The organism is Demequina zhanjiangensis, assembly GCF_030418315.1.
GTDB classification, from domain to species: domain Bacteria; phylum Actinomycetota; class Actinomycetes; order Actinomycetales; family Demequinaceae; genus Demequina; species Demequina zhanjiangensis.
This window is the reverse complement of record NZ_JAUHPV010000001.1, coordinates 280,826-301,000: the sequence shown is the minus strand read 5'-3', so window position 1 is coordinate 301,000 and position 20,175 is coordinate 280,826. Positions and strand designations below refer to the sequence as shown.

The window sequence follows — 20,175 nt, the reverse complement described above, 5'->3', positions numbered from 1 at the left end:
TCGACCCGGCACGAGAGCCAGGGGACGACGCGTCAGACGTCGATGCGCTCGTCGGGCACGCGGTCGGCGAGCGGGCCACCGAACCACGACTCGATGAGCCTGCGCGCGATGGATCCGTGCGGCGCGAGGACGAGCTCTCCGTCGGCCACCAGGGCGACGATCTCCTCACGCGAGACGAGGCGGGCCTCGGTGATCTCCTCGCCGTCGATGTGGAGGGTGTCGGCCGTCGTCCTGGCGGTGAAACCGACCATCACCGACGCAGGGAACGGCCAGGGCTGCGAGCCCGCGTAGGTCACCTCGGTCAGCGAGATTCCCGCCTCCTCGCGCACCTCCCGATGCACCGCCTGCTCGAAGGTCTCACCCGGCTCCACATAGCCCGCGAGGATCGAGAAGCGCTTGGGCGACCAGTGCGCCGCATGGGCGAGCAGCAGCCGGTCCTCGGCATCGGTGATCGCGACGATGATCGCCGGATCCACCCTGGGGTAATGCTCCCGGCCGTCCGCGGGGCATCGGCGCACCCAGCCGGCCTTCGCAGGCTCGGTCTCCGCGCCGCAACGCGCGCAGTAACGGTGGGACGCGTGCCACGCCTCGAGTGCGACCGCCGTGGCTCCGAGCTCGCGATCGCGCATGCCCTCCGGCCCGTGCCCCGTGAAGGGCTGGAGCAGATCGCGCAGGCCGACCAGGCGCTCACCGCCGATGCCGTCGTACCCCTCGGCGAAGGAAGGATCGGACGGGACGATCGCCACCAGGTCCCGATCCACCTCTCTGCCCAGGTAGATGCGCAGCGAAGCGGCCGGGTGCTCCTCCGGCGGCAGCTCCACGAGCCGGCCCGCGGAGGCCAGGAGCCTCCCCTCGGACACGATGATCGCCGTCGCGGTATCGAGGTCGACGGAGTCGCGCAGCTCGGTCGCACGCTCCACGATCAGAGGGTCAGGCCTGCTCCACGGGTCTCTCACGGGCTCCACCGTACTCCCGCCCCACACCACCCCTGTGCGGCACAGACGATCCCTTTCGCCCCGCTTCGCACGGCGTGGAACATGGTGATGGTGCCTGGTTCGGCCTAGTGTGGGGGCGTGCCTCGTTCACCACTCGCCCTCGCGGCGCTGGCGTCGGTCGCGGTGCCGGGACTGGATGTGTACGACGTTCTCCGCTCCCCGCACTCCGACTCTGACTTCGACGTGGTCGTCGTCAAGGACGCCACCGGCCGGCGCTGGCTCGTGCGCGCCCCGAAGCGGCCCGCCGCGGGCGCCGCGCTGGAGGCGGAGCGTGGCCTGCTGCAGGCGCTGAACCGTGCGAAGGAGGCGGGCCTCGTCGACTTCGCTGTGCCGGCTCCCGCAGGCGCCGCGACCCTAGCCGACGGCGATGGCCGCGCGATCGTGTACCGCGAGGCCCCTGGCGCTCCCCTGGTGCTCGCCGAGGTCGTGGGCGGCCCCGGGCTCGCCGCGTCGATCGGGCGTGCGATCGCGTCGATCCACGAGCTTCCCGTACAGCTTGTCGAGGACCTCGGCCTGCCGTCGTACTCGGCCGACGAGCACCGCGCGCGCAGGCTGTCCGAGCTCGACGCGGGCGTGCAGACGGGGCTCGTCCCTCCGCGGCTCGCCGACCGCTGGGAGCACCAGCTCGAGAACGTGGCCTGGTGGCGCTTCGAGCCGACGGTGGTGCACGGCGACATGGGCGAGCACCAGCTGTTCGTGCGCGAGGGGCAGGTCTCGGGCGTGGTCGATTGGATGGACGCGCGCGTCGCGGATCCCGCCGACGATCTCGCGTGGCTCGTCGCCTCGGCGCCTGAGGACGTGCTCGACTCGGTCGTGGAGGCGTACGGGATGGCTCGCCGCGAGACGCGGGACCCACACCTCCTGGACCGTGCACGGCTCGCCTCGGAGATGGCGCTGCTGCGCTGGCTGATGTACGGCGTCCGCACCGATGACGACGCGATCGTCTCCGACGGACAGGGCATGCTGGCCGACCTCGAGGCGCTGCTGTTCGACGAGCCCGGCGAGCCTGAGCCGCAGGACTGACCTCAGCTCAAGCGCCGCGGATGAGGTGCTCGATCTCGGCCCTGTCCATGAGCGAGGCCGGCCTCACCGTCACGTCTGCCGCGACGTAGTAGAACGCGGCGTCGATCTGATCGAGCGGCAGCCCCGTGCGTGCGGACCACGCGAGCCTGTACATCGCGAGCTGGACCTCTCGGGCGGCCTTCTCCTGCGGGTCGCGCGGCGGACGGCCGGACTTCCAGTCGACGACGGTGATGCGGTCGAGCCCAGCGCCTGCCGGGAACACCGCGTCGATGCGAGAGCGGACCGACAGTCCGCCGACAGGGAGCTCGACGTCGACCTCGACATGCGTGGGCACCCTCGATGCCCACTCCGACGACTCGAAGGTTCGCTTGAGCTCGTCCAGGTCCGCCGAGTCGTCCTCCCCCGGGCCGAGGTCGTCGTCGTCCCACAGGGCGGTCTGGCCGTAGCGGGCCTCGATCCACGCGTGCAGGGCGGATCCGCGATGAGCGGCGGCCGTGGGCTCCTGTGGCACGGGGCGTCGGAGCTGGCGTGCGAACTCGTCGCGGTCGCGCCGCATCGACACGAGCGCGGAGGTCGACAGGTGCGCGGGCAGCTGGACCTCGTGCGCTGCGCCGCGCCGCTCCTGCCCCTCGGCGAGCATCGCTGCGAGCTGGTCCGCGAGCGGGAGGCTCTGCTCGTGCGCAGGGGCGCCAGGCTCGGATCCGAGCACGGCGCGCGCGAGCAGCCGGCGCCGACGCTGCGGTGCCGTCTCGGGCCGCGGCCACACGCCCTCCTCGATCCGCGGATCTGGTGGCGGGGCGTCCGGATCGGGTTCAGGCGCCCACCCCTCGCGCGAGACCAGGCCCGCGTCGACAAGCTCGTCGATGAAGAGCGAGGGGCGACGGATCGTCTTGCCGCTCGTGAACCATGAGCCCGAGACGAGCACGTGGCTGCGCGCCCGGGTGAGGGCGACGTAGAAGAGACGTCTCTCCTCGTCGACGGCGTGGGCGCCGGCCGCCCGCCTGAACTCCTGGATCGACTCGGCGAGCGTGGCGTGGTCGACGGCGCTGCGCCAGTGCCAGTCGGGAAGCGATCGGGAATCCATGCGGAGCTCCCACGGCAGTGCGGGGTCTCCCGCGAGCCACGCCCCGTCCTCGAAGGCGTCGCGCTTGCCGTTGACCGAGGGGAAGGCGCCGTCGACGGCGCCCGGCACGGCGACGACGTCCCATTCGAGCCCCTTGGCGGAGTGGACGGTGAGGAGCTGCACCGCTCCGGGCTCAGGCTCCTTGACGGGAGCATCGAGCCCGCGCTCCTCGGATCGCGCGGCGTCGAGCCAGTGGAGGAACGCTCCGAGCGTGACGTGCTCGGCACCCTGCGCGAAGGTGCGCGCCGCATCGAGGAACGCGTCCACGTTGCGGCGGATGCGACCCTCGGGACTTGCCACGTCCGCCTCGATGTCGAGCCCCCACACGCGCTCAGCGAACGCGATCAGCTCGGTGAGCGGCAGGTAGGTGTGCTGCCGGATCTGGTCGACAGCCCGGCGCAGCGAGGCGAGGCGACGCCGCGCCTCGTCCGTGAGGGCACGGCCGTCCGAGGCGAAGTCGGGCGGGGGCTCCTGCGCGAGCGCATCGACGATGCTGGGGCCGGACTCGCGGTGCTTCCGCGGTCCAGCCAGGTGCTCCGCCCAGTCCTGGAGCGCCATCAGGTCTCGGGGACCCAGGTCGATGCGCTCCGAGGTGAGCAGGCGCATCAGCGAGTCTCCGCGCGAGGGATCGTGTGCGACCTCGAGAAGCGCGACCAGGTCGGCGACGTCTGGGGTGTCGAGCAGCCCGCCGAGGCCGACCACCTCGTAGTCGACTCCCCTGGCGGCGAGCGCATCGACCATCGCGGGGATGGTCGCGCGCCGGCGGCACAGGATCGCTGCTTCGACGATCTTCACCGCGGGACGGCCTGCGCCGTCACGCTTCAGGCTGCCGTCGGCCGCGCGCTCGGCCAGGCCGTGGCCGAGCTCCCGCCTGCGATCGAGCAGGTACTCGACCACATGCTCCGCCTCGTCCTGCGCCGTGGCCGCCATGTGCGCGCTGACGCCTGGCGCTTGACGCACGGGCTCGGGTGTCGCGAGGTGCTCGCCGCGCGAGATGAGCCGCTCTACCGGGACCGCGGTGGCGTCGCGCAGCGGGTCGGCTGCGGTGTTGGCGACGTGCAGGATGCTCGCCTCGTTGCGCCACGAGACCGACAGCGACGCCTGTGCGACTCGTTGCGGCCCTCCGAACTCGGTCACGAAATCCTCGAGGGCCGCGGCCGAGGCACCGCGGAAGCCATAGATGGCCTGGTTCGGATCTCCGACGGCCATCACCGGATGCCCCGTGCCGAACATCCGTGAGAAGAGCCGCAGCTGGGCCGGGGAGGTGTCCTGGAACTCATCGAGAAGCACGGCACGGAATCGCGCCTGCTCGGCCTCGCGGACCGCGGGCAGCTCGGCGAGCTCGACAGCGATGGCCACCTGATCCGAGAAGTCGAGCAGCGCACCCGCATGCTTCCTGGCGCGGAAGTCATCGACGAGGTCGAGCATCGACAGCAAGGTGCGCAGCTTGCCGACCCTGCCCGCGAGCGCCTTGGTCATAGGCCCGGGCACCTTCTCACCCTCCTTCTTCGGGAGAGCGTCGAGCTGCGCGAGCGCGCCGGTGAGCCAGTCCCGCATGACCTGCGGGGGCACACCGTGCTCCCTCATCTGGGCGGAGAGGCGTGGAAGCGCGGAGAGGATGGTGCTCGGCGCGGAGTCGGAGTCCAGTCCGGCGGTCCACTCCTCGAGCGTGCGCGCGGCGAGCTGCCACAGCGCGGCATCGGTGAGCACGGTCGAGTCCGGGTCCACGCCGACGCGCAGCCCATGCTCGGCCGCGAGCGCAGAGGCGTACGCGTTGTAGGTCGCGACGGTGGGCGCCGGACGCTCGGGGTCGCGCATCCGGCGGACCCTGCCGTCAGCACCCGTGACCTCCGGATCCCAGACCGCCGAGATGCGCGCGTCCGCGCGCTCCGCGATCTCGGCGGCGGCCTTCCTGGTGAAGGTGAGGCAGAGGATCTCGTCGGGACTGATGGGCCGCCCGAACAGCTCGTGCGCGTGATCGAGCAGGTACACGATCCGCATGGAGAGCGTCTCGGTCTTGCCGGACCCTGCGCCTGCCACCACGAGCGTGGGCTCGTCGCCGGCGCCGATGATCGCGTGCTGCTCGGCGGTGGGCGGCCGCCCGGGGGTGAGGATCTCGGCGAGCTGTTCCACCGTCCGTCCCTGCGGGCGCACGACTCCGGGCTCGAGGGGTGCTGCGTCGCTCACGATCCGCTCACCTGGGCCCCTGCGGCGTGCGCGGGGCACGACCGCCGGATCGGGCAGTGGTCGCACATGGGGTTCGGTCGCGCGGTGAACCTCGGCGCCGTCATCGTCTCGACGGCGTCGTCGAGCACCTGGCGCGCCACCGACTCCTCGATCGGGGGCTGCTCCACGACCGTGCCAGCCCGTGCGGAGCTCTTGCCCACGAACAGGAGCGCGGCGTCGCTCGCCCGCTCGACCCCTTCGAAGGCGCCGTGCTGCGCGACGAGCTGGTACATCATCAGCTGCCCATGGTCGGGTGCCTCCGCCTTGGTGATGGGCCGGCCGGTCTTCAGGTCCACGACGCGGGCCTCGTCTCCGCGCACCTCGACCCGATCCGCGATGCCCGAGACGACCGCGCGCCCGAGCTCGACCTTGAAGTACTGCTCCAGGAGCACGCGGTCCACGTCCACGCCGCGGAGGTAGCGGCCGAGACGCCGCACCATCTCCTGGGCCTGGTCGTAGGCGACCTGCTCCATCCAGGTGTCGCGGCCGCCGACCTCACCCCAGCGCTCGTCAAGCATCGCGAGCATCTGCTCCTCGTCACCTTCGGGGCACTGCTCGGCGATCGCGTGGACGAGCAGTCCGACCTGTTGGGCGTCCGAGCTCTCGGTGGTGCCACCGGCGGTCTCGAGGGCCCACTTGAGCGGGCAGGTACGGATCGCGTCGAGCCGCGAGGGGGACACCTTCACGGGGACGTCCGGCTCCCAGAACGGTGCCTCCGTCGAGGGTCCGGGAACTCCATGCCATTGCTGCGGGTCGGCGCCGGGGATGCCCCGAGCCGCGAGGTCCGCGAGCTGAGCGGCCGTGCCCTCGAGATCGCGGAGGGCCGACGCGTCCTGCGGGTCGTCCTCCAGACGTGCGGCCGCCCTGATCCCGGTCGCACGGAGCCATCCGACGGCCGCACGAAGGTCCGCCACTCCCCTTCCGGCGGACGCGTCCTGCCGCTCGACACCGGCCGCCTCCTCGATCAGAGCGACGAAACGTGAGGGCTGCGACTCGCCGTCGTCGACTGCGGTGAGCACGAGGCGGTGGCGTGCTCGAGAGACCGCGACGAGGAGTGCACGCGTCTCGTCGTCGAGCACCGCGCGTCGGGCGGCGTGAAGATCGCGCGGGCCACGGGCGAGGGCGATCGCCTCCACGGAGCCCGCTCCCCCGGCCGAAGCGACGTCAGCAAGCGTCTGCGCGCCGAGGACGGAGTCGCGGAGCCGCAGGTTGGGCCATACGCCCTCCTCGAGACCCGCGACCACGACGAGGTCCCATTCGCGACCCGCGGCCGAGGCCGGGGTGCAGAACGCCACGGAGTCGGCGGTGCGTCCGCGCGCGCCGAGGGAGTCGGCGGCGAAGTCCTGGCCTTCGAGGTACGACAGGAACGAGTCGAGCGGCGCCTGCGGCAGCCGTTCGGTGAAGGTCTGCGCGGCGCGCAGGAGGGCGATGACGGCATCGAGATCGGCATCGTCCCGTGCAGAGCCGGCAAGGGCCGCCTGACGCCAGTCCTCGGCGACGTCGAGGCTGGACCAGGCCGCCCAGATGACGGCGCCAGGAGCCGCCGCGGGCTGCGACGCCCTGTCGCGTGCCGCGGCAGCCGCGGCCGCGGCCTTCGCCGCGCGGCGCGCCTCGGGCACCTCGAGCGAGCCGAGGCGCGCCGGATCCTGCATCGCCTCGATCAGCAGCTCGGCGCTCGAGCGCGCGCCGCCTCCCGCACGTTCCTCACGGACCAGCGCGCGCCGAAGCCTCCGCACCGCCACGGGGTCGAGCCCGATGAGCCTGGACCCGAGCACGCTCAGCACCGACTCCTCGTCCCATTCCTGACCGAGGCCCACGCGGAGGAGCGTCAGCAGCGGCGCGATCGCGGGCTCGTGATGGAGCGCGGTGCCGTCGCCGAGCGGTTCGCATGGGATGTCGGCCGCCAGCAGGTCGGAGCGCAGGGCGCGCAGGTGGGCGCCCGAGCGGGCGATCACGACCATCCGTCCCCATGGCACTGCGGACCCCTCGAGTCCGTGCCGCGAACGCCGCAGCTCCGCCGCGATCGCTCGGGACTGCGCATAGCGGTGAGGCGCGGTGAGGATCGTCACCGGTGCGCCGCTGCCCGCGTGCATGCCGGCAGCCCTGGTCGCCTCTCGCGCGCTTGCCGACCCCTTCATGCCGATCCGTTCCGCGACGCGCGCGCTCACCGCCGCGAGCGCGGCCTCCTGCCGGTGATCGTGGATGAGCTCGAGGCGGGCAGCACCCGGCTCGCGCGCCATCTCGGCGAGCATGTCTGGCACGGCTCCTCGGTATCCCTGCACCGACTCGTCTGCATTGCCGAGCAGCACGAGGCGTGCACCGTCGCGCGCCACCTGTCGCAGGAAGCCGAACGTCGCCGCCGTCGCGTCGTGCGCGTCGTCGACGATCACGAGGTCCCACCGCGGCGCCGCAGGCGAGGGGCCGACGACGTCGGACCACTGCGCAAGCACCCCCGTGGCGCGCGAGACCACGGTCGCCGGGTCATATCTGTCGCCCTGATCCATCGGCGTCGCACGGAGCACCATGACGTCCTCGTACTCGGCGTACAGCGCCGCGGCGGCCGACCACTCCGGTCGGCCGCAGAGGCGGCCGAGCTCGGCCAGCTGGTCCGGAGAGATGTCCCGCTCGGCGGCGCGCATGAGCAGGTTGCGGAGCTCCTCGCGGAAACCGGGCAGGAGCGTGGCCTCCTGAGGCACGGTGCCGCCCCAGTCGAGAGGAGCGACGCGACCACCCGCATGCCCTTCGAGCAGCTCTCGGAGGACGACGTCCTGCTCTGCGCCCGAGATCAGCGAGGGGCGTGGCAGCTCGAGCGCCTCCGCCTGCGCCTTGAGGATCGCGAAGGCCGCCGCAGCGGCGGTCCTCACGACGGGGGTCCCGAGCGGCCCTCCGATCGCCTGCGCCACACGATCGCGGAGCGCACCCGCCGCCTCGCGGGTGGGCGCGAGGACCAGCAGCCGATCCGCGGGCATGCCGTTCCTCACCGCGTCCGCCGCGAGCGCCACGGCCAGCGTGGTCCGACCCGTTCCCGCGCCTCCGGTGACGACGACCGTGCCCTCGGCGCCGCCGACCTCATCGATCGCGGCCAGCTGCCCGGCGTCGAGCTCAGGCTCCACCGCCGAGGGAGAGGCGACCAGCGACGGTGAGGTGCGGTTCGCCGGCGTCATGACCACATCCCATCACGCGGGTCCGACACGGTCCGGCGAGGCGCGCGGGTCAGCCGCCTGCGGTGGGCTCGGGCGACGGGGACGGGTCGGCCTCGGGGAACGCCCACGGGTTCACGGAGCAGCCCTCGCCCATCGCGGTCTGGTCGACCATCACCTCCGCGACGCCGCCGCTGCATCGCTCATCGGGGTTGCCCAGGACGATGCCCGCGAAGTGCGTCAGCAGGTAGCGTCGCGCGTCCTGACGCGCGTCTCCGTAGACCTCGAGGCCCGCCGCCCAGTCGTAGAGCGACACCACGATCAGGCCCTGCGCCGCGCACGACTCCGAGATCAGCTCCGCCGGGGTCGGCTCCTCGTCCTCGGCGCTCGCCTCCGTGGAGCTCTCCACCAGCACGCCGGAGGCAGCGACAGCCTCAGGGTCGCTGCACAACGAGGCCGCGGTCCGAGGGCTCGCGATCACGAGCCTCACGTCGGCCACGCCTTCGGTGCGCGCGAAGGTCACCTTGCCGTCGTTCGCCCAGCCGCGGTTGTCGTTGAGCGTCGCCATGACGAAGTCGGCGAACGCGACGCTGTTGACCACGAGCCCGTCCTCCATCTCGACCCGCACCCAGCGGACGGTGCCCGCATCCTCGCTGGGCTCGTCGGCGCCGATCACCGGCGAGAACGTCTCGTCGGCGCGGAACGGCACGTCGAGGTCGATCACCCCTGCCGTCGCATCGTCCTCATCGAGAGCGCGGGTGATCTGCGGAGGCGGGGACGGCTCCACGGACAGCGCCGGGATGGGGCTGGCCGACTGCAGCGGAGACGGGGTCACCTCAGGCGCGGTGAGATCCCTGTAGATCCCCGGCACCTGCGTCGTCACCCACCCGGCTCCGATGCCGACGGTGAAGGCGATGATGACCAGCAGGATGACCTTGAGGACGGTGTTCGCGGGGATTCCCCTGCCCGCGAACAGGCCCCGGTCCTCGCCATCCATCCCCCTACGATAGAGCCAGCAGAACCCGTGACCGTACTCGGAGGTGCCAGGTGGAAGTCAGGATCGGCGTGCGCAACGTCTCCCGTGAGCTGTCGTTCGAGACGACGATGACAGCCGAGGAGGTCGCCAAGGCAGTCGCCGCAGCCTCCGCCGGCGCGATGCTCGACCTCTCTGCGGACAAGGGCCGACGGATCCTCGTCCCGGGCGAGGCGCTCGGCTACGTGGAGATCGGCCAGGAGGAGCGACACCGGGTCGGCTTCGAGGCCTGATCGGGACCCACCCGTCGGGGGCTGACACCCCGACGCCGGATCGTCAGGCGATGACCTGGCGCGTGTAGTCGACCGCCTGCTGCGGGGTGGACTTGGCGATGTCGACGGTGAGCCCGTCCTCGTCTCCCTGCAGCGGCTCCAGCGCCGCGAACTGAGACACGAGCAGGTCCACGCCCGCGAAGTGGTCTGTGGTGCGCGTCCGCTCCTCGATCCTCGCCGAGATCGCGCTGAACGGCGCCGCGAGGTGCACGAAGAACACTCCGTCGGCGGCCTCGCGCAGCTGGTCTCGGTAGGCGCGCTTGAGCGCGGAGCAGGCGATCACCGCGTGGTCCCGTGACGCAAGCCACTCGCCCACCAGCGCGAGCCACGGCCGACGGTCATCGTCCGACAACGGGATGCCGCGCGCCATCTTGTCCACATTCTCCGGCGGGTGCAGATCGTCAGCGTCACCGAACTCTGCGCCCAGCGACTCCGCGAGCCTGGCGCCGACGGTGGACTTCCCGCACCCGGTCACGCCCATCACCACAATCCGCACGCGGCCCACTCTAGCGACGGCTCAGAGGCGCGAACCACACCCTCCGGTACACTTGTCCTCGACACCAGGCTGACCGGTCGTCATGTGAAGAGCTGGGGCCCCGCGTGAGGCGGCCCCGCACTACTGGAGGATTCGCGATCGGCTGCCTCCGATCGCGCCCCCTGAGGCGCCCCGATGCTGGGACACCACATGACAGATACGCACGCATCCGTGCAGCACGCAGACAAGACATTCGCCGACTTCGACGTCAATCCCCTGATCGTCGAGGCGCTCGCCGACAAGGGGATCCTGACCCCGTTCCCGATCCAGGCGATGACGCTGCCCGTCGCCCTCTCGGGCCACGACATCATCGGCCAGGCCAAGACCGGTACGGGAAAGACGCTGGGCTTCGGCGTCCCGCTGCTCCACCGTGCGATCGCGCCGGGCGAGGACGGCTGGGACGGCCTCGACGATGCGCAGGGCAAGCCCCAGGCCGTCGTCATCGCGCCGACGCGCGAGCTCGCCGTGCAGGTCGCGGGTGACCTCGAGACCGCGTCGAGGAAGCGGAAGATCCGCATCGCGCAGATCTACGGCGGCCGCGCCTACGAGCCGCAGATCGAGACGCTCAACAAGGGCGTCGAGGTGGTCGTCGGCACGCCGGGCCGCGTCATCGACCTCCTGAACCAGGGCCACCTCGACCTTCGCTACGTCAAGACGGTCGTGCTGGACGAGGCCGACGAGATGCTCGACCTCGGCTTCCTGCCTGACGTCGAGAAGATCCTCGCCGCGACCCCGGCCTCGCGCCACACCATGCTGTTCTCGGCCACCATGCCCGGCGCCGTCGTCACCCTCGCGCGCCGCTACATGATCCAGCCCACGCACATCCGCGCCAACGACCCCGAGGACTCGGGCTCCACCGTGAAGGCCATCAAGCAGGTCGTCTACCGTGCGCACGCGCTGGACAAGGTCGAGGTCGTCGCCCGGATCCTCCAGTCGGAGGGACGCGGCCGCACGATCGTGTTCGCTCGCACCAAGCGCACCGCCGCGAAGGTCTCCGACGATCTCCGCGAGCGCGGCTTCGCGGCCGGCGCCATCCACGGCGACCTCGGCCAGGGCGCGCGCGAGCAGGCGCTCCGCGCGTTCCGCCACGGCAAGGTCGACGTCCTCGTCGCCACCGACGTCGCGGCCCGAGGCATCGACGTGGACGACGTGACGCACGTCATCAACTACCAGTGCCCCGAGGACGAGAAGACCTACCTGCACCGCATCGGCCGCACCGGCCGCGCGGGCAAGACCGGTACCGCGGTCACGTTCGTCGACTGGGACGAGATCCCGCGCTGGTCGCTGATCGACAAGGCTCTCGACCTCGGCTACCCCGAGCCCGTCGAGACCTACTCGTCGTCCCCCCACCTGTTCGAGGACCTGGACATCCCCGCCGGCACCAAGGGCCGCCTGCCCAAGGACAAGCAGGTGCTCGAGGGCCTTGAGGGCGAGAAGCTCGAGGACCTGGGCGAGACCGGCAAGGCTGCGGGCCACGGCGACCACCGCGGCGGAGGCCGCGGTGGTCGTGACGGCGGCCGTGGCGGCCGTGATGGTGGGCGCGGAGAGGGCGGCCGCAACGGTGGCGGTCGCAACCGTCGCCGTGGTGGAGGCTCCGGCGAGCGCAGCGGCGAGGGCCGTGGCGAGCGCGCCGAGGCGCCCCGCAGCGCCGAGGGCTCCGCTCCCGCGGCCGAGGGCGGCGAGCGCCCCAAGCGCAACCGTCGTCGTCGCCGTCGCGGCGGCTCGGGTGGCGGCCAGGGCCAGCAGACGCAGCCCGCGGCCGAGTAGGGCCCAGAAGACTCGGAAGGCCGGGTTCCTCCTTCGGGAGGGGCCCGGCCTTCGTCGTTCCAGCGTGGGGCCTCAGCCCCGCTGCGCCTCGAGGGCCGCGAGCACCGCGGGCTCCACTACCGGCGCCGATGCCTCCGCGAACGTCGCCGTGACGTGGTCGTCGTCCCGATACACCAGGATGTCGCCCAGAATGATCGGGCAAGAACTCTCAGTGCAGAACAGATCCGTCATGTCGAGCACGCCGAAGCCTCGCTCGCGTGCCGCGTGGTTGACGTCCGCCTGGACCTCGTGGGGGAACGCCTCGAGACGCGGAACGTTGCACGGCTCCACTTCATGGATGTGTCTGACGGCGCACTCACCGGGCGACTCCGGGAATCGCGGATTGTCGGAGATCCACACCACGGGCACACCAGCGGGAAGGCGGCGGCCAAGCCAATCCAACCCATCGACGTAGGCTTCGGGGCTTACCTCAGAATCGTCCCAGTGATAGGAGAGCTTGCTCGTGGAGACGATGGCGGCCGGTTCACTCGACACGATCTGCGCAAGCGACCACTCCAACCACTCGAGACACCGCCCCGACAGGGAGTCGTCCGCCGTGATGCCGGCGAGCGGCGAACAGCCTCCCTTGGTATAGGACTCGAGGCGTATCGTTCCTTGATCGGCCATGAGGGCGAGCGCTGGGTACCACTGCGCCGCGTGGGAGTCTCCCCAGAGCACAACGAGCGGTGCACCCTCGTCGCCAACGATGCACGGCCCCGTACGCTCGTCCTGACCCGACGTCTCGTGGCAGTGGGGCGGTGAGAACGCTGGCAGGTCCACACTGGCCACCTCGGGGGCGGGGCGCACGTTCACCGGTACGGAGGTTGCCACCTGACCGGGTAGTTCAGCGAGGTCGATGGGCGCATATCTCTCGGCCACCTGACTACCCACTGTTGGAGAGAGCGAGGAGGCGATCCCGATCGCGAGCGCGGATGAGAACGCGACAACGGTCGGGAACGCGATCCGAAGGACCGCACGGCGGCGGTCATTGACCGATTCGATCGGCAGGCGACGCGCAGGCTGCTCCACATACCGATAGAGCGCCTCAGCTAGGACCGCGACGATCGCGAGGATGACGATGCGCTCCAGGTTCGAGGGCTCTCGGTCGAGAAGGATTCCTGCGAGCACGAGCAGCGGCCAATGAACGAGGTACAGGGAGTACGAGCGATCACCGCACCCCTGGACAAGAGACGAGCGCCCGAGGCCAGCGACCCGGAGGGCGGACCCAGGAAGCAGCACCGCCATGGCGCCAACGACAGGAAGCAACGTCACGAAGCTCGGCCAGTGCTGCGACAGAGCCACGAGGAACGAGGTGGCGAAGAGAAGGCTCCATCCCAGTGCGACCACCGCGGTCGAAGCACGGGTTCGATACCTCCAGGCCACGCGTGCTACTACGACTCCGGCGACGAACTCCGCGAGTCGGCCGAGCGGGTTGTAGAACCCACCGTCCGTGCCACCGACGACGAGCATCAGATCGATCAGGCCAATCGACAATGCGGCGAGCACCAACGGCTCAACGAGCTCGGAGCGGTTCGAGGCTCTCGCCACCGCAGCCGCGACCCCGACTGCCACGAGAGGCATCAGGAGATAGAACTGCGTCTCTACGCCGAGCGACCAGAAATGGAGGAAGGGCGAGGGCACCGCAGAGTCGTAGTCGACGTGCCGTCCCGCGAAAAGCAGGTTGGACACCTGGGCCACTGCTGCCAGCGCTTCTCGGGAGTACGACCCCTCGCTCCACGGGACTTTCCAGAGCGCGCTGCGCACCGGAGATGACAGCAGAGACGCACCGACCACGGTGACAGCGATGACGACCATCGCGGCCGGGAGGATCCTCCGGGCACGGCGGAGCATGAAGCCGCGCATGTCGACTCGACCGGTTCGCGATGCCTCGCGCATCAGCGCGCCGCCCACGAGATAGCCCGAGATGACGAAGAACACGTCCACGCCGATGAAACCGCCCGGAAGCAGTTCGGGCCAGTAGTGGTAGCCAATCACCGCCAACACCGCGAAGGCTCTCAAGGCCTGGATGTCACGTCTCGACGCGCGAGCAGGAGTCGAGCCGTTCTCGACTATCGGGTCCGCGCCCGCGAAATCCGCCAACCGAGCTCGCATCTGACGCGCCCTCCCCTCGCCGTTCAGCCCCTCGACCCCCTCGACCTGGAACGCTCCGCGTGAGGTCACTCTAGCGGCGGATGCGGCGCGCAAGTCCGGGCTCGATGCCTCAGCCCCGCTGCGCCTCGAGGGCCGCGAGCACCGCGGGCTCGGTGAGGTTCTCCCCGAGCCGGTTCAACTTGCCCGTGCCGTGATAGTCGGACGACCCGGTGCGCAGCAGCCCGTATCGCTCAGCGAGCCCGGCGAGGTGGAGCCGCGTGGCGTCGTCGTGGTCGCGGTGGTCGACCTCGAGCCCCGCGAGGCCCGCCTTCGCGAGCTCGGCGATGGCCCAATCCGGCACGGTCCTGCCGCGCGCGTGCGCTCCGGGATGCGCGAACACCGGCACGCCGCCCGCCGCGCGGATGACGCCGATCGCCTCCTCCACCTCGGGTGCGTAGTGGGGCACGTAGTAGGGCGATCCGTTCTTGAGGACGTGCGCGAACACGTCGTCCCGGGTCTGGAAGGCTCCTCTGGCGACGAGCGCGTCGGCGATGTGGGGGCGTCCGACGGTGGCGGACACACCCGCACGCGCCTCGACGTCCTCCCAGGTGAGGGGATAGTCGACGGCGATCTTCTCGACGATCTCCCTCGCCCTGCCCACGCGCGCCTCCTGGGTGCGGGCGAGCATCTCCCGCAGCGCGGCATCGTCCCTGTCGGGCCAGTAGGCGAGCATGTGGACGGAGACCCAACGGTGACGGGCCGAGACCTCGATCGCCGGGATCAGGCGGATGCCGCGCTCATCCGCCGCCACCTGTGCCTCGTCCCATCCGTCCATCGCATCGTGGTCCGCGAGCGCGACGACGTCGAGTCCGGCGTCCGCGGCCTCGTGCATCACCTGCGAAGGCGAGCCCGTGCCGTCGGACACGGTCGAGTGGAGGTGGAGGTCGATGCGCATGTCGCCAGCCTAGGCCGCGGCATACGCCTGGCCTCGCGTCACGGCTGGCAGAGATCGTCATGACCCGGACCTGTTCGCCTCGCTGTCGCTGGCCGACCCTGGGATGGCGGGTCCGCGGGGGCCTGCGCTGTGAAGACCCAGAGGAGAGATCATGCGTTCACTTCAACGCGCCGGCGGCATCGCGGCGCACATCGCCAGCGGCACCTTCGTCGTCGGCCTGCTGATGCTTGTGCTGCTGCTCGGCGACTTCGCCGATCCCGCGACGCCGGCCGATGCCGTCGCGGAGCTGACGACCCACGGGTCGCTCATCACCGTGTGGGTGCTCGTCACGACAGTCGTGTTCGGCGCGGCGCTCGTGCCGCTGTCGCTCGCGCTCAGGCAGGGCGCCGGCTCTGACGACGGAAGCGAGCTCGCCCGCGTCGCCGCGCCCTTCGGACTCATCTGGGCGGGGGTGATCATCGCAGCCGGCATGGTGTGGACCGTGGGCTACCACGCGGTGTCGGACCTCGCCGCTCAGGACGCCGACGCCGCAGGGGCGCTCTGGCGCACGGTCGACACCGTCGGCGACGGCCTGGGAGGGGGCAACGAGGTGGTGGGGGCGATCTGGGTGATCCTCGCGTCGGTCGCCGCGTGGCAGGCGCGGGCGCTCCCCCGCTGGATCGCCGTGATCGGCGCGGTCGCCGGCGCCGCGGGTCTCGCGACGCTGATCCCAGGAGCGTCGGATGCCGGCGCCGTGTTCGGGATCGGCATGATCGTGTGGTTCACCGCCGTGGGCACCGTCCTCACGTCCCGCGCCCGCAAGGACCAGAGCACAGCAGCGGCCACTCAGCCGGTGCAGGCCCGCTGACCGTGCCCGTTGACACCGGCGGTGGCGCCTTCGATCATGACTGCATGCGCCACCGCCGGATCGTCCTCGCGGTGTTCGACGGTGTGCAGGGCCTGGACGTCTTCGGACCCGCAGACGTGTTCTACTTCGCCAACTACCTGGCCGAGCAGGCGGGCGAGGAAGTGATGCCCTACACCGTCGAGATCGTGGCGGCGCAGGCGGGGCCGGTACGGACCGCAAGCGGACCTGCGATCGTCGCGGACCGCGCGCTCGACGACCCCGACCTGTGGCCGGATGTGCTGCTCGTCGCGGGCGGGCTCGAGGTCATCCCCGCCGCCTTCGACCGCTCATTCGTCGACGCCGTCGCGGATCTCGCGAGGCGCAGCGAGGAGGTCGGGTCCGTCTGCACGGGCGCCCTCGTCCTCGCGGAGGCCGGCCTGCTCAAGGGACGCACCGCCACCACCCACTGGGCCCTGGCCGAGATGCTGACCACCACGCACCCGGAGATCTCCGTGGACTCCGACCGCCTGTACGCGCACGACGGCGTATGGACCTCCGCAGGGGTGACGGCGGGGATCGACCTCGCGCTCCAACTCCTCCGCACGCATCACGGCGCGTCGATGGCGGCCGCGGCCGCCAGGCACCTGGTCGTGTACCTGCAGCGCGCTGGCGGCCAGATGCAGTACAGCACCCACCTCGCGGCACAGCGCACCGACAGCGTGACGCTCAACGACCTGCTGGTGCACATCGCCGACAACCTCCAGTCGGACCTCACCATCCGCGCGCTCGCCGAGCGCGCCGTGATGAGTGAGCGGAGCCTGCACCGGCTGTTCACGGCAGAGCTCGGCACGACCCCCGCTCGGCACGTCGAGCGAGTGCGCGTGGACGCGGCGCGGCGGATGCTCGAGATGACCGACGACCCGCTGTCCCGCATCGCTCAGCTGGTCGGCTTCGGCAATCCCGAGACGTTGCAGCGCGCGTTCAAACGCCTGGTGGGGGTGCCTGCGGGCGAGTACCGCGGACGCTTCGAGCTCCAGCGGTCGCGCTGACCCGAGCTGACCCGAGAGGCGCAGCGGGCAGGCGCGCGTGCGCAGCCCTTCACGCGCCTGTGACGGGCGTGAACCGTGCGCCGCATGCGCAGCCCCGTGCGCACCGTGGCTCCCTCGCGTCACGCGTGCGTGAAGAAGTGTTCAGGCAGGGGCAGCCGATGACGCGTCCTCGGCCGTGAGGAGCCGCTCGCGCGCAGTGAGAACATGAGCGCATGAGCGATGACAAGGAAGAACTCAACAAGGCGCGCACCGGCCGCCCCTCCTCCCAGGCGTTCAAGGACTTCCTGGCGAGCGGATGGGCGGAGCCGGAGGCCGACGCGACGACGCTGATCGCAGCCGCCCCGTACGCGGCCGACCGCCGCGCGAGGCTGAGCGCGCAGTTCCCCGGCAAGCGGATCGTGGTGCCCGCGGGCGACCTCAAGGTGCGCTCGCACGACACCGACTATCGCTTCCGCCCCACCTCGGACTTCTCGTATCTGACCGGGCTGGGCGCCGATCACGAGCCGGGCGCCGTGCTCGTCCTGGAGCCGATCGACGGCGGCGGGCACGACGCGACGCTGTACCTGATCCCGCCCGCAGTCGCGGGAGACGAGGGCTTCTACGCGGATCCGCGCTCCGGTGAGTTCTGGATCGGCCGACGCCCGGGCCTCGCCGAGTTCGAGGCGATGACGGGCATCGCGACCGCCGACCTCGCGGACCTGCCCGGCGACATCAACGTGGACAAGCACCCCAAGAAGAAGGTCGCTGTCGCGCTCGCCGAGATGAAGTTCGTCAAGGACGAGTACGAAATCCAGCAGCTGCGCGACGCGGTGAACGCGACGATCGCCGGCTTCGAGCGCGTGGTCCCCGAGCTGCCCCGCGCCGTCGCCCACAAGCGCGGTGAGCGCGTCATCGAGGCGACCTTCGACGGTCACGCCCGCGAGGAGGGGAACGCCGTCGGCTACGAGACCATCGCCGCGTCGGGCCCCCACGCGACCACGCTGCACTGGATCCGCAACGATGGCCAGGTCCGCACCGGCGACCTGCTGCTCCTGGACGCGGGCGTCGAGATGGAGAGCCTCTACACGGCAGACATCACGCGCACCCTCCCCATCGACGGCACCTTCTCGCCCACGCAGCGCAAGATCTACGAGATCGTGCTCGAGGCGGCCGACGCCGGCTTCGCGGTCGCCCGTCCCGGGGCGCGCTTCCTCGACGTGCACGAGGCCGCGATGGAGGTCATCGAGAAGCGACTGAAGGAGCTGGGCATCGTGCCCGAGCACGAGGACCCCGACGCGAAGCTGTTCCGCCGCTGGATGGTGCACTCGACCTCGCACCACCTCGGCATCGACGTGCACGACTGCGGGCTCGCGAACCGCGAGCACTACATGGAGGGCATCCTCGAACCCGGCATGGTCTTCACGATCGAGCCCGGCCTGTACTTCAAGTCCGACGACCTGACGGTGCCCGCCGAGCTGCGCGGCATCGGCGTGCGCATCGAGGACGACGTGCTCATCACCGAGGACGGCGTGGAGAACCTCTCGGCCGCCCTCCCCCGCGACCCCGACGCAGTCGAGGCGTGGATGGCAGGCCTCGCGAAGTAGGACATCACCGTCGAGGCAGGCGAAAGGGACCCCGGTCCCAGCCGCATCGACGGAAGCCTCCCTACGGTGAGGGCAGCAGCATCGCCGTGTGCTGCCCTCACCGGGAGGATCATGGGCACCGCCGCTTCCTCGGCCATCCGCCGACGCGTCGCCATGCCACGACTGCTGCTCGTGCTCGCCCTCGCGGTCACCCTGCTAGCCGCCACTCCCTGGACCGCGCACGCCGACGATCCAGGGATCACCGGAGGCACGGACCTCGCTGCAGAGGCGGGCCTCGATCCGGCGTCAGACCTGGTGCTCTTCTGGGGAGACGGGTGCCCCCATTGCGCCGCGGAGAAGGAGTGGCTCACCGCCTACTCCGAGCAGCACCCCGAGCTCACGCTCACGTACTACGAGGTCTGGTACGACGAGGCGAACCAGCAGCTCCTCATGGACACCGCGGCCGTCTACGGCTTCGAGGTGAGCGGCGTGCCCACCACGATGGTCGGCAACAACGTGTGGATCGGGTGGTCCGAGTCCATCCAGGCACAGGTGCAGGCCGCGCTCGAGGCCGGGCTCGACCCGTCGGCCAGGCCAACCGACGACGGCACCGGGACAGCGGGAGACGTTGTCGACGTGCCCCTCGTCGGCGAGGTGTCGCTCAACGATCACAGCCTGCTGGTGTCCACCGTCATCATCGGCTTCGTCGACGGCGTGAACCCGTGCTCGCTGTGGGTGATCTCCGTGCTGCTCGCGATCGTGCTGCGCACGGGCAGCCGGCGCCGCGTGCTAGTGGTCGGCAGCACCTTCCTCGCGGTCACCGCAGCCATGTACGCGCTCTACATGGCGGCCTTCTACTCGGCCCTCACGGTGATCGGCTGGATGGGCTGGATCCAGGTGGTCGTGGCCGCGGTCGCAGGCATCTTCGGCATCGTCAGCGTCAAGGACTACTTCGCGTTCAAACAAGGGCTGTCCTTCACCATCTCGGACTCCGCGAAGCCTGGGATCTACAAGCGCATGCGTGCGATCGCAGGCCAGGACGCGCTCCTCCCGGCGCTCGGCGCCACGGTCGTGCTCGCGGTAGGCGTGAGCCTGCTCGAGACCCCGTGCACCGCCGGCTTCCCAGTCCTGTGGACGGGGATGCTGCACGCCAACGACGTGGGACCCGCCGCGACAGTCGGCCTGTTCGTGGCCTACATGATCCCGTTCCTGCTGGACGAGCTGGTCGTGTTCGGCCTCGCGGTCGTGACGATGCGCGCCACCAAGTTCCAGGACAAGCACGGCGAGCTGCTCAAGCTGTTCGCGGGCGTGACCATGCTCGTGCTCGCCGCGGTCATGCTGATCGACCCGACGCTCATGGAGAGCCCGCTCCTGGCGCTCGCCCTCTTCGCGGGGGCCTTCCTGCTGGCGGGCGTGATCCACCTCGTGACCACTCGCATCAGAGCGACACACGCCTCCTCCGCCAAGGGCGGATAACGGGAGTAACCACCGCTCCCGACGCGTTGGACCCCTCAGATCCCCGACCGAGAGGCCCCTCTT

General features: G+C 70.9%; 14 protein-coding genes. 7 read left to right on the top strand and 7 right to left on the bottom strand.

What is annotated here, in order from left to right; all coding sequences use genetic code 11:
* Positions 1-32 precede the first annotated feature (32 nt).
* Complete coding sequence (gene nudC / locus QQX04_RS01425; protein ID WP_301125485.1) at positions 33-956, bottom strand: NAD(+) diphosphatase; 924 nt, start codon at positions 954-956, stop codon at positions 33-35.
* Between the two features lie 117 nt (positions 957-1,073).
* On the opposite strand from nudC, the gene QQX04_RS01420 reads away from it, so the two are divergent.
* Positions 1,074-2,018, top strand: a complete 945-nt coding sequence (locus QQX04_RS01420; protein WP_301125483.1) for a macrolide 2'-phosphotransferase — start codon at positions 1,074-1,076, stop codon at positions 2,016-2,018.
* Between the two features lie 7 nt (positions 2,019-2,025).
* Here QQX04_RS01420 and QQX04_RS01415 read toward each other — a convergent pair whose 3' ends face one another.
* The 3 genes from QQX04_RS01415 to QQX04_RS01405 are packed head-to-tail and all read right to left on the bottom strand — an operon-like array spanning position 2,026 to position 9,504.
* Complete coding sequence (locus QQX04_RS01415; RefSeq protein WP_301125481.1) at positions 2,026-5,328, bottom strand: ATP-dependent DNA helicase; 3,303 nt, start codon at positions 5,326-5,328, stop codon at positions 2,026-2,028.
* A complete protein-coding gene (locus QQX04_RS01410; protein ID WP_301125480.1) occupies positions 5,325-8,531 on the bottom strand; it encodes an ATP-dependent DNA helicase in 3,207 nt (1,068 codons plus the stop codon). The genes QQX04_RS01415 and QQX04_RS01410 overlap by 4 nt, the downstream gene beginning before the upstream one ends.
* 49 nt (positions 8,532-8,580) lie before the next feature.
* On the bottom strand, positions 8,581-9,504 hold the full coding sequence (locus tag QQX04_RS01405) for a DUF3152 domain-containing protein (protein WP_301125478.1): 924 nt from the start codon (positions 9,502-9,504) through the stop codon (positions 8,581-8,583).
* Between the two features lie 50 nt (positions 9,505-9,554).
* Between QQX04_RS01405 and QQX04_RS01400 the strand changes: the two genes are divergently transcribed.
* Entirely contained in the window at positions 9,555-9,773 is a 219-nt protein-coding gene (locus QQX04_RS01400) for a DUF3107 domain-containing protein (protein WP_301125476.1), read from the top strand.
* 43 nt (positions 9,774-9,816) lie between these two features.
* Here QQX04_RS01400 and QQX04_RS01395 read toward each other — a convergent pair whose 3' ends face one another.
* Positions 9,817-10,308: a gluconokinase gene (locus QQX04_RS01395; RefSeq protein WP_301125474.1), complete on the bottom strand. Its 492-nt coding sequence runs from the start codon at positions 10,306-10,308 to the stop codon at positions 9,817-9,819.
* A gap of 189 nt (positions 10,309-10,497) precedes the next feature.
* On the opposite strand from QQX04_RS01395, the gene QQX04_RS01390 reads away from it, so the two are divergent.
* Positions 10,498-12,114 (top strand): DEAD/DEAH box helicase, encoded by a 1,617-nt coding sequence (locus QQX04_RS01390; protein ID WP_301125472.1) that lies wholly within the window; start codon positions 10,498-10,500, stop codon positions 12,112-12,114.
* A 72-nt stretch (positions 12,115-12,186) separates the two neighbouring features.
* Here the strand turns inward: QQX04_RS01390 and QQX04_RS01385 are convergent, their stop codons facing one another.
* Together QQX04_RS01385 and QQX04_RS01380 are read right to left on the bottom strand one after the other, a co-directional pair.
* Positions 12,187-14,265: an acyltransferase family protein gene (locus QQX04_RS01385; RefSeq protein ID WP_301125470.1), complete on the bottom strand. Its 2,079-nt coding sequence runs from the start codon at positions 14,263-14,265 to the stop codon at positions 12,187-12,189.
* 109 nt (positions 14,266-14,374) lie between these two features.
* Positions 14,375-15,199: a PHP domain-containing protein gene (locus QQX04_RS01380; protein ID WP_301125468.1), complete on the bottom strand. Its 825-nt coding sequence runs from the start codon at positions 15,197-15,199 to the stop codon at positions 14,375-14,377.
* A gap of 151 nt (positions 15,200-15,350) precedes the next feature.
* On the opposite strand from QQX04_RS01380, the gene QQX04_RS01375 reads away from it, so the two are divergent.
* From QQX04_RS01375 to QQX04_RS01360, 4 genes are all read left to right on the top strand, one after another.
* Positions 15,351-16,046 (top strand): DUF4386 family protein, encoded by a 696-nt coding sequence (locus QQX04_RS01375; RefSeq protein WP_301125466.1) that lies wholly within the window; start codon positions 15,351-15,353, stop codon positions 16,044-16,046.
* 44 nt (positions 16,047-16,090) lie between these two features.
* The gene (locus QQX04_RS01370) at positions 16,091-17,074 is read left to right on the top strand and encodes a GlxA family transcriptional regulator (RefSeq protein ID WP_301125464.1); all 984 of its coding nucleotides are present in this window, start codon (positions 16,091-16,093) and stop codon (positions 17,072-17,074) included.
* A 212-nt stretch (positions 17,075-17,286) separates the two neighbouring features.
* A complete protein-coding gene (locus QQX04_RS01365) occupies positions 17,287-18,657 on the top strand; it encodes an aminopeptidase P family protein (RefSeq protein WP_301125462.1) in 1,371 nt (456 codons plus the stop codon).
* Positions 18,658-18,768: 111 nt separating this feature from the next.
* Positions 18,769-20,112 (top strand): thioredoxin domain-containing protein, encoded by a 1,344-nt coding sequence (locus QQX04_RS01360; RefSeq protein ID WP_301125460.1) that lies wholly within the window; start codon positions 18,769-18,771, stop codon positions 20,110-20,112.
* Positions 20,113-20,175 lie beyond the last annotated feature (63 nt).

What these genes read in the sequence shown, in the direction of transcription:
- QQX04_RS01410 (WP_301125480.1), bottom strand. Translation starts at nt 8,531, where the DNA reads ATGACGCCGGCGAACCGCACCTCACCGTCGCTGGTCGCCTCTCCCTCG.
- QQX04_RS01405 (WP_301125478.1), bottom strand. Translation starts at nt 9,504, where the DNA reads ATGGATGGCGAGGACCGGGGCCTGTTCGCGGGCAGGGGAATCCCCGCG.
- QQX04_RS01390 (WP_301125472.1), top strand. Translation starts at nt 10,498, where the DNA reads ATGACAGATACGCACGCATCCGTGCAGCACGCAGACAAGACATTCGCC.
- QQX04_RS01385 (WP_301125470.1), bottom strand. Translation starts at nt 14,265, where the DNA reads ATGCGAGCTCGGTTGGCGGATTTCGCGGGCGCGGACCCGATAGTCGAG.
- QQX04_RS01380 (WP_301125468.1), bottom strand. Translation starts at nt 15,199, where the DNA reads ATGCGCATCGACCTCCACCTCCACTCGACCGTGTCCGACGGCACGGGC.
- QQX04_RS01375 (WP_301125466.1), top strand. Translation starts at nt 15,351, where the DNA reads ATGCGTTCACTTCAACGCGCCGGCGGCATCGCGGCGCACATCGCCAGC.
- QQX04_RS01370 (WP_301125464.1), top strand. Translation starts at nt 16,091, where the DNA reads ATGCGCCACCGCCGGATCGTCCTCGCGGTGTTCGACGGTGTGCAGGGC.
- QQX04_RS01365 (WP_301125462.1), top strand. Translation starts at nt 17,287, where the DNA reads ATGAGCGATGACAAGGAAGAACTCAACAAGGCGCGCACCGGCCGCCCC.
- QQX04_RS01360 (WP_301125460.1), top strand. Translation starts at nt 18,769, where the DNA reads ATGGGCACCGCCGCTTCCTCGGCCATCCGCCGACGCGTCGCCATGCCA.